The following is an 8,855-nucleotide window of genomic DNA, read 5'->3' as shown; positions in this document are numbered from 1 at the left end:
ATGAATGCCTTAAATATCAAGGAGTTTAATGATTGTATAAATATTTTGTCATGTACTTAGAAATATCCTAATACAAAAACCCAAACACCCACAACGGTATCTTGTGTAAATGCCCCACTTCAATCCCATCAGCAACCACGTATGAGTTGTTAAGATGTTTAACCTGCTTGTTGGTTTTTCCACGTCCACCAATTTCAAATACTGAATCCTTAAAGGCAAAATCCCCTTCAGGAGTATATTTCATTGGTCCCAATACTCCCAGTTGATTGATAAAGAAGCTCTCTCTCACATTTCCGATATTGGGATTCTCTGTAGCCAACGCATATTGTAGGTTGGGATGGTGCATATAAATCTTCTCCGGCTTTTGTAATGCACCAACCTCTTTGGTATTAGTATACAGGCATTTAATTACGCGGATGTCCTCCAGGTAACGAATAAACTGTATCAGACTGTTACGACTAACACCAATGCGTTCACTTAGTTTAGAAATATTAGGTTTAAACGGTACGGATTCTGAAATAACATGCAGGAGTAACCTTATCTTTTCCACACTACCAAAACTGATGTCGTGAGAGGACGGTAAATCAATGCTCAGAGCCAGAGAAATGGTTTCTGACAGTTTTTGGTGGTATAGGTTAGGCGCCTCTTTAAAATAAGGATAATAACCATATTCCAGAAAATCAGAATAATGAGCAAGTGGACGTATGTTTTCTGCAATTTGTAGTGCGTGGTTGGTGTGATTTTCTATTATTTGGTCAAAGCTGACTGGTTTAAAGTCTTTTCCCTTGGTGAAGTTCAGGAACTCCCGGAATGATAATCCGGCCAGTTCATACATAACAGCTCTCCGGCTTAAATCGCCCTTTGCCTGATTCAGATGTATCAAAGACGAGCCTGTGAAAATAATTTTAAGATCCGGCTGATCATCATATATGTTCTTCAATTCCTGTGACCAGTTCTGATAACGGTGAACTTCATCCAAAAGCAGATATTTGCCGCCTTGAATGACAAATTGTTCAGCGAAATCGACAAGGGTATTTTCTGTAAAATACAGATCATCCAGACTCGCATATAGCGTCTGATTATCCTGTGGCAGAAATTTCTTTGCATACTGGAGCAAAAGAGTTGTTTTACCGGCACCTCGAGCTCCTTTAATTCCAATCAGGCGACTGTTCCAGTCAATTTTGTCTGCCAGGTATCTCTTGAATTGAGTTGGTACCCGGTATAGTTTCTGATATGATTTTTGAAAAAGCTTTTCCATTTTGTTTTGATTGTTAAACAAATATATAAAAAAATGCTTTCTGGAAAAAGCAATTTGTAGCAATTCATCTAAAAAAAAAAGCCGGCCCTTTCCGGAACCGACCCTTGCACGGTGGAGGCAAGGCCCCTCCGCTTTTCAAAATTAATTAAAATCGGAGATTAAATCAATACCGTTATCGCCCATATCCAGGATCTGCTAAATACTTTCCGCTGCTGCAAGCACCGGAGGCCAGTCGATCCACATGACAATTCAGGGTGTTTTGAGAATGTCCCTTTACCCAGTGAATAGTGGTCTGGTGCTTCTGCATTTCATTGGTTAATCTTCGCCAGAGATCCTCATTTTTCCGGTTAAGAAAGAAGGGTGAAGCCAACCAGGTATTTAGCCATCCCTTATTTACAGAATCAGCCAGGTAACGGGAATTGGTATATAGTTTCACTTTGCAGGGATACCTGAACAAACGCAAAGCCTCAATGGCAGCCATCCGTTCCATTCGGCTGCTGGTTTTTGTCATTAAGCGCGTTTCGATAATTTTGAACTGATTTTGTTTTTCTATATAAATGCTGCCTATGGGTAGCATTCCTTATCCGTAGAAAAAATACTTATTATGGCCTGATGGAACCCGCATGCAGGAACTTATAAATGTTATTTTGGCAATCATTGCCATGCTCGTTTCAATTCAAAACAATTAGTTTGTGGAAAAATGTTAATTTTTATTGGAAAAAGAAAACAAAAAAGTTAGTTTTACGGTAACCAAAATAAACTCTAATCTATAAAACAAATTGAAGCCCCAACTTCACATAAGAATTAAAGAAAATTTGAGATTCCTCTCCATAAAAGTACGGGGAGGAGTGATAAAGAATTTAAAGGTGTACAAGACATTCCGGGTTTGGATGTTTTGTGCACCTTTTGTTTTGTTAAATTGGATATAATAGCACCTAGGTGTTGTTACAGAATTGTTGTGCTCAATGTCAAAAAAAGACGCTTCCAATCCTATTATGGACACAAAATAATTAAACAAAATACTATGAATAAAAAAGAATTACTTATTGGACTAATCGTATTATTCGGTTTATTTGGATTCACTACTAAAAGCACCAATAATTCTATGTCGAACGATGGATATACAGTTGATGAATTTTATAAAAAAATTGGGTTGGACGATGGTGCGTTAGATGAAGATGGAAATTCTATAGATTTCATTTTTGTAGAAACAGATTTAGACCAAGGCAAATATGAAATTGAGTTAACTGACGGACCTGGCGACTTATATGAAATAAAGGGAACGAATATATTTATAACATTCAATGGATATTTTGGTTATGCTGGTTACGGAACTGAGTGTATTTTAAAAGTTAATGGTGGATATTATTCATCTACTGTATACAAAATTGAGTAATCGTAATCAAAACCAAAAAAATGAACTTATTAATACCAGAGGATAAAGCAATTGAAGTCCTATCAAAAAGGATAACGGAATTGAATGATTTCAATTTTCAAGCAAAAGTTTGGAAGGATAAAGTCATTAATGATTTAAAAGAAATATATCCACTTGGTGACACAAGATGGCTACAAATCAGCGGACTGCATTTTGAAACTGTTATTCAATCAGAAAAATATTCAGTTCTTCAAAAAGCAAAACTTCAAGCAAAACAGCTTATTGAATCATATATTGAACAAATACGTGAGTATTCCAAAATAAGGGAAGAAAAACAAATTATTGTGGAAAATAACTACCACCAGAAATATAGCGAACTACTTAATGATTGGAATAAGCTTGTTCCAGATTATAATGCCCTGTTAAAGGAAAAAGACGGGCTTTTAAAAAGAATAGAGTTTGCTGAAGAAGAGAAAAGGGAAAAACAAAATGAAATAAACGGACTGATTGAAAATACAGTTCAACTATCAAACATCTCTTTTTCAAAACTTTTCAAATTACTATTTAATCTACCTATTGGTCAAATTGTGGCTTTCTTTGCAATCATTATTGCAATAATTGGTGGGGCATTTAAACTAGGGATGTTATACTCTGATTCTATTTCAAAAAATGAGCAATATGAATTAAGGATTGAAAGAGATAAATTAAAATCCGAAAATGTTAAATTGAAATCGGACATTGAATCTAAGAGTTTAAAAACTGAATCCAATAAAAGATTAATTGACTCACTCAGAAATGAATAGGAAACACTAAGCACAACAAAGCTATGATACGCCAGCCGTGGCATCCACAGCAAATTGAGGGTTTTGTATTTACCAAAACCATGCTTTCAAGCCAATAAAGCCACAGCGGGTTGAAAGCCACGCCCAGGCGCATATAGCCGGGACGTTGCTGGCATTTAAAACCGTACAGCAAAAATTGATCCTTACAAATAAAGGAACAATTAAAAAATATAATCATGGAGACTATAACTATTAATCAATGTCCTTTATGTGGAAAATCACACACATACAACCTTGAAGTTGAACGTTCTTTTGTAATTAAAATGTTTACGGCAAATGAAACAAGAGAAAGACCAAAACCAGTGAGAATTACGAGAATTTTTTATTGTCCAATAAAGGAAAGTGAGTACCAAGGAAATTTGACAATGTATGAAACATCTGACAGACAGATAAAAAATGTAACAGTAAAAGGAATAGCTGATGAGTGACCAAGAAAATCCTCTAATTGTTGTAGAAAATGTGACTGAAGTTACACCACACAACAAAGCATTGTACGAAACAGGGAAATCGCTATTAATAGATTCTATTACTACTGGACGAGAGTTTTGTAAATTTATGATTACTGTTTCAACAAGTGCAATTCCTATCCATTTAGGACTTTTGAAATTCGTTCTTCCTGAAAAGTATACATTGACTTTTAATCAAGGGATTATAACAGTAATTCCAGCCGTTATCTTTTTGATAGCTTCAATAGTTTTTACTGTTGGCTACTATCCTCAGATTGGGAAATTTTCCCTTGATATTACCGAAGAAATCGAAAGGGAAAGGAACAAAACCATAAAGAGAAGGAAAAAAATAACAATATGGGGATTTGTAATTTTTATAGTTGCAACATTGGCAATGATTTTTTGCCTAACATATATTTTGACTGATTTAAATAAAAACGCCAGCTAACAATGTGTTTAGCAAGTAGACTGTATTGTAGTAAAGTCAACGGCTTTAGCCCACTCCAACTTCATCTTGGTTTGATAGGTGTGAATCGAGTAATTGCTTGCTTATCATGTATTTATGAATTGTCGGTAATTGTAAAAAGCAAAAACCAATGAAGAAAATTTTTGGATTATTACTAACTGCTTTTATTTTCAAATTTGCAGTTGCTCAAGACTATCAAAATGATTTTAATAAGTTCTTTCAGGAAAATGACTCGATTAATCAACTTAGGACATTGACTGAATGGGAAAAATCAAACCCTAAAGATCCTGAATTATTTACATCTTACTTTAATTATTACTTTAGTAAAAGTAAAGAAGAAATATTAGTCGTAGCAGCAGGAAACCCACCAAAAGGAGAAAAATATTTATCACTTTCAGATAGTTTGGGGAATTATGCGGGATTCATCGGAAGCCAGATAAATTATGATAAATCATTCTTGAAAAAAGGATTAGATAAGATTACCGAAGGAATTAATCTATACCCAAATAGGTTAGATATGAGATTTGGTAAAATTTATGTTCTTGGGCAAATAAAAGACTGGAATTCATTTACAAAAGAAATAGTGAAAACTATTGATTATTCAGCAGTAAATAACAACGATTGGACCTGGACAAATGATTTGAAGAAAAAAAATGGTAAAGATTTTTTTCTTTCATCACTGCAAGATTATCAAGTGCAATTATACAATACGGGAAACGATGATTTACTTCTAAATATGCGTGAAATAGCGAATTCAATTTTAAAACATTATCCAAACCACATTGAAAGTTTATCAAACTTATCTGTAACGTACTTATTAACTGGTGAATATGATAAAGGAATTGAGCCTTTATTAAAAGCGGAGAAAATTAATCCACAAGACTATATTGTTTTGTTAAATATTGCTCAAGGATATAAATTAAAAGGAGACAAAAAGAAAGCAATTGAATATTATGAAAAGACATTAGAATTCGGAGACGAAAAAGCAAAGACTTACGCAAAACAACAAATAGATGAATTAAAGAAATAGTTGGTGGCAACAACGCTATTAAACGTCAGGCGTGCATCTTGCATATAATCAATGTTATACTCTCGATTAAAAACGGATATAATTCAGCAATGGCTCAAAAAATATAGCCTGTCACTGGCGCAATACAAGCCAGGCTTCTTAGCATTGTCTGTTTCCAGTAATGCTAAATTAAGGAACCAGAACTTTGAGAAAAAGATTCAGATTAATAAAAATCGATAATAATATCATCAGACATCATTAATTTTCAATTCAAAATGAAATACGGCGAATTTATCAGATCAATTATATTCAGCGCTTTATTACCAATTGCTTTGATGTTGATTGCTCAAACAAATATTATAGCAGGGGTGCATTATGAGTAAAAATTTTCTATAAATGAATAATAGTATATTAACCAATATTGCTTCCAATTTAAACATTGACAAAAAAGATTAGATTGGAAACTAAAACAAAAAAACCATGACAATTAGAACATTTTGGACACTATTTCTAAAAAGTTTGGGAATTTGGCTTGTACTGAGTGGATTGACCGTTATTACACAATTCGTAAGCTTTTTTTCATTTTTTGGAAGTAATCCCAATGATAACATTCTGGGAATTATTTATGTCTCCATATTATTGCTAATAACAATTGGAGCATACTTTATTGTATTGAAAATATTTGTTTTTAATTCAAACTGGATAATAGATAAACTAAAACTGGATAAAGGCTTTCAGGAAGATAAGATTGATATAAACATTTCTCTAAGGACAGTGCTCACAATTGCCATTATAGTGATTGGTGGATTAATATTCGTAGAAGCCTTCCCCATGCTTTGTAAGCAAATTTTCTCTTCGTTTCAGCAAAAAGAAGTGTTTAGAGAAGATCCTCAATTTAGTTGGGTAATTTTCTACTTCGTTAAGGTATTTATTGGATTCTTTATGATGACAAAAAGCAATTATTTGATTGATTTTATTCAGAAGAAAATAAAAAAATCTGAAGATTAAATTAATACATCTTACAATAAGGCTATTATTCGCCAGCCGTGTGTCCACAGCATTTTGAAGGTTTTGTTTTAACAAAAAGCTGCGTTAAAGCTGATAAAATAGCATCTGGTCTGAAAGCCAAGGGCCAGGCGTATATAGCAGGGACGTCACAAGGAGTCGAATAAGAAGAACACTATAAGAAAAATCAATTTGCAAACTGACCTAATTCTAAAGTAATTTTCTTGAATATGAAAAACATACTACTGTTATTTTTTATCTCAATAAATATTCTTGCTAATGCGCAAGATTTACCGACAGAACCTGCGAATGGATTTGCTTTTCCCCTTGGTTCAAAATTTACAATAATGTTGCATCCTATCGATAGCACCAGCTTTGATTATTCAATTATTGAGTTTACTCCTTTTCAGGATATTATTGATACCTGGGAAAACGATTCTATATTTGATGAGCAAGGACAAAAAGGGACTATTGAATTTATCTTTTGTTTATCCACCAGTGGTGATACAGAAAGCGAGAAGGAAGAGAATATGAAGGTTCTCCTTTTGATGCAAAATAGAACGGATTTTTCTTTGTCATATAAGTCAGATATACAAACTGATGAAGATGGTGATTTTCAGGAAACATCAAATGTTGGTACTTTTTCAGGGGCTAAGGGGACAGAAATCTGGCCATATATGATACATCAGATTGGGCTTCATGGTTTTAAGAAGATGGAATAACCATATATATCGCAGAACATCATAACATCCAAAAGATGGATGTCACCAATAATCCCTGATAAAATAAAACAACTACTGTTTTATGATTTGGGCCCGAGATAGGAAAATAAGAAAAATAAAAGGTTATTATGAAAACATTAAAAACCAACATCTATTTTAAGGTTGGAGCAATCGTAGTCATTGCTCTGCTGTTACTCATCCCTACTTCCATGATTGAAAGCTTGATTTTTGAGCGGGAAAACACTCAGCGACAGGCTATCACTGAGGTTAGTTCAAAGTGGGGGCAGGAGCAAACTATTTCAGGACCTTTTATCTCCATTCCGTATTACAGGTATGTGAAAGAGTTTTCCAAAAAAGACTCAACTGAAAAAGTCATCCAGGTAAAAGAATATCTTCACATTCTTCCATCGAAACTTAACATCTCCGGAAATATTAATCCGGAGAAAAGATATAGAGGGATTTATGAAATTGTTGTTTACAATTCCAATATCAATATTTCAGGAAACTTTGACAATGTTGATTTCAGCACTTTCGATATTCCGACAGAAAATATTCTTTTGGATAAAGCCGAGTTTGTAGTTGGTATTGACGATTTAAGAGGGATAGAGGAACAGGTTTCTTTAGAATGGAACAACGACAAGATAGCTTTCAACCCTGGAGTGTCTTCAAATGATGTTGTGAGAAGTGGGATCAATGCACAACTTACAATGAATCCTGATAACAACCAAAAGTACAATTTCAATCTTCATTTGGATCTGAAGGGTAGTCAGTTGCTTTATTTTACACCCGTTGGAAAAGTAACCGATATAAATATTTCATCTGCATGGAGCAATCCAAGCTTTAACGGTGCTTTTTTGCCGGATAGCCGTGAAGTCACCAATAAAGGTTTTAAGGCCAATTGGAACGTATTGCACCTAAACCGGAATTTCCCTCAATCCTGGACAAACAGCAGACACTCTATTGGTGAATCTGCTTTCGGTATTGACCTTCTGCTTCCGGTTGATAGTTACCAGAAATCTTACAGGTCTATCCGATATGCCATTTTGTTTATTGGTTTTACCTTTCTGGTATTCTTCTTTATCGAAGTTCTGAATAAAATATTTATCCACCCGATCCAGTACATTTTGGTGGGAATTGCTTTAGTGGTTTTTTACACCTTACTCTTGTCAATATCTGAACATCTGAAATACAATATTGCGTTTATTGTTTCTGCCCTGGCCACCCTTTTGTTGGTTTCAGGTTATGTAAGGGCAATATTGAAATCAGGAAAATTAACAATGCTGATTTCCGGAATACTGGCCGTCCTTTACACATTCATTTTTGTAATAATTCAATTACAGGATTACGCATTGTTAATCGGAAGCATAGGCATATTTATTATTCTGGGTCTGGTTATGTATTTCTCCAGAAAGATTGACTGGTACAATTTGAATTTGAATGAAAAGCCAGATTAGCCGCAATTACTCATTAAAAATATGGTATGTCGGGATTTCCGACTAACCACCATTTAGGTGAATTCTCATGGAGCAACAACCAACCCCTATAATAGAAATAATTGAGCTCATTTTGCTAATGGGCTCAATTACTTATCTCATGGGAGCGGGCTTCCAGGTTTATATTCTGCGTAAAAACAGAACATCCTTTTTAAAAAGTCTGGCGGTTATTTTTCATCTAAGTACATGACAAAATATTTATACAATCATTAAACTCCTTGATATTTAAGGCATTCATC

10 protein-coding genes are annotated in these 8,855 nt (G+C 34.2%); 8 read left to right on the top strand and 2 right to left on the bottom strand.

All coding sequences use genetic code 11. The features are described from left to right. Positions 1-67: 67 nt before the first annotated feature. Positions 68-1,258, bottom strand: coding sequence for an ATP-binding protein (locus W7W_RS0120205; protein ID WP_010665440.1), 1,191 nt, complete (start codon positions 1,256-1,258; stop codon positions 68-70). Positions 1,259-1,430: 172 nt separating this feature from the next. After that, positions 1,431-1,835 carry an RNase H family protein gene (locus W7W_RS22575; RefSeq protein WP_044085107.1) on the bottom strand — a complete coding sequence of 135 codons (405 nt, stop codon included), beginning with the start codon at positions 1,833-1,835 and terminating at the stop codon, positions 1,431-1,433. 447 nt (positions 1,836-2,282) lie between these two features. Between W7W_RS22575 and W7W_RS0120195 the strand changes: the two genes are divergently transcribed. The 8 genes from W7W_RS0120195 (at position 2,283) to creD (ending at position 8,577) form a co-directional block, all read left to right on the top strand. Continuing rightward, complete coding sequence (locus W7W_RS0120195) at positions 2,283-2,654, top strand: hypothetical protein (RefSeq protein ID WP_010665438.1); 372 nt, start codon at positions 2,283-2,285, stop codon at positions 2,652-2,654. A 20-nt stretch (positions 2,655-2,674) separates the two neighbouring features. Beyond that, entirely contained in the window at positions 2,675-3,436 is a 762-nt protein-coding gene (locus tag W7W_RS0120190; protein WP_010665437.1) for a hypothetical protein, read from the top strand. Between the two features lie 215 nt (positions 3,437-3,651). Beyond that, a complete protein-coding gene (locus tag W7W_RS0120185) occupies positions 3,652-3,903 on the top strand; it encodes a hypothetical protein (RefSeq protein WP_010665436.1) in 252 nt (83 codons plus the stop codon). Further along, positions 3,896-4,369 carry a hypothetical protein gene (locus W7W_RS0120180; RefSeq protein ID WP_010665435.1) on the top strand — a complete coding sequence of 158 codons (474 nt, stop codon included), beginning with the start codon at positions 3,896-3,898 and terminating at the stop codon, positions 4,367-4,369. The genes W7W_RS0120185 and W7W_RS0120180 overlap by 8 nt, the downstream gene beginning before the upstream one ends. A gap of 148 nt (positions 4,370-4,517) precedes the next feature. Beyond that, positions 4,518-5,417: a tetratricopeptide repeat protein gene (locus tag W7W_RS0120175; RefSeq protein ID WP_010665434.1), complete on the top strand. Its 900-nt coding sequence runs from the start codon at positions 4,518-4,520 to the stop codon at positions 5,415-5,417. A gap of 459 nt (positions 5,418-5,876) precedes the next feature. Next, the gene (locus tag W7W_RS0120170; protein WP_010665433.1) at positions 5,877-6,404 is read left to right on the top strand and encodes a hypothetical protein; all 528 of its coding nucleotides are present in this window, start codon (positions 5,877-5,879) and stop codon (positions 6,402-6,404) included. Between the two features lie 227 nt (positions 6,405-6,631). After that, the gene (locus tag W7W_RS0120165; protein ID WP_010665432.1) at positions 6,632-7,123 is read left to right on the top strand and encodes a hypothetical protein; all 492 of its coding nucleotides are present in this window, start codon (positions 6,632-6,634) and stop codon (positions 7,121-7,123) included. Between the two features lie 128 nt (positions 7,124-7,251). Next, positions 7,252-8,577, top strand: a complete 1,326-nt coding sequence (gene creD, locus W7W_RS0120160) for a cell envelope integrity protein CreD (protein WP_010665431.1) — start codon at positions 7,252-7,254, stop codon at positions 8,575-8,577. The last annotated feature ends 278 nt before the right edge of the window (positions 8,578-8,855 follow it).

This window comes from Marinilabilia salmonicolor JCM 21150 (assembly GCF_000259075.1).
GTDB lineage: Bacteria > Bacteroidota > Bacteroidia > Bacteroidales > Marinilabiliaceae > Marinilabilia > Marinilabilia salmonicolor.
This window is presented reverse-complemented; position numbering and strand designations above follow the sequence as displayed.

What these genes read in the sequence shown, in the direction of transcription:
- W7W_RS0120170 (WP_010665433.1), top strand. Translation starts at nt 5,877, where the DNA reads ATGACAATTAGAACATTTTGGACACTATTTCTAAAAAGTTTGGGAATT.
- W7W_RS0120180 (WP_010665435.1), top strand. Translation starts at nt 3,896, where the DNA reads ATGAGTGACCAAGAAAATCCTCTAATTGTTGTAGAAAATGTGACTGAA.
- W7W_RS0120165 (WP_010665432.1), top strand. Translation starts at nt 6,632, where the DNA reads ATGAAAAACATACTACTGTTATTTTTTATCTCAATAAATATTCTTGCT.
- W7W_RS0120205 (WP_010665440.1), bottom strand. Translation starts at nt 1,258, where the DNA reads ATGGAAAAGCTTTTTCAAAAATCATATCAGAAACTATACCGGGTACCA.
- W7W_RS0120185 (WP_010665436.1), top strand. Translation starts at nt 3,652, where the DNA reads ATGGAGACTATAACTATTAATCAATGTCCTTTATGTGGAAAATCACAC.
- W7W_RS0120190 (WP_010665437.1), top strand. Translation starts at nt 2,675, where the DNA reads ATGAACTTATTAATACCAGAGGATAAAGCAATTGAAGTCCTATCAAAA.
- W7W_RS0120195 (WP_010665438.1), top strand. Translation starts at nt 2,283, where the DNA reads ATGAATAAAAAAGAATTACTTATTGGACTAATCGTATTATTCGGTTTA.
- W7W_RS22575 (WP_044085107.1), bottom strand. Translation starts at nt 1,835, where the DNA reads ATGCTACCCATAGGCAGCATTTATATAGAAAAACAAAATCAGTTCAAA.
- W7W_RS0120175 (WP_010665434.1), top strand. Translation starts at nt 4,518, where the DNA reads ATGAAGAAAATTTTTGGATTATTACTAACTGCTTTTATTTTCAAATTT.
- creD (WP_010665431.1), top strand. Translation starts at nt 7,252, where the DNA reads ATGAAAACATTAAAAACCAACATCTATTTTAAGGTTGGAGCAATCGTA.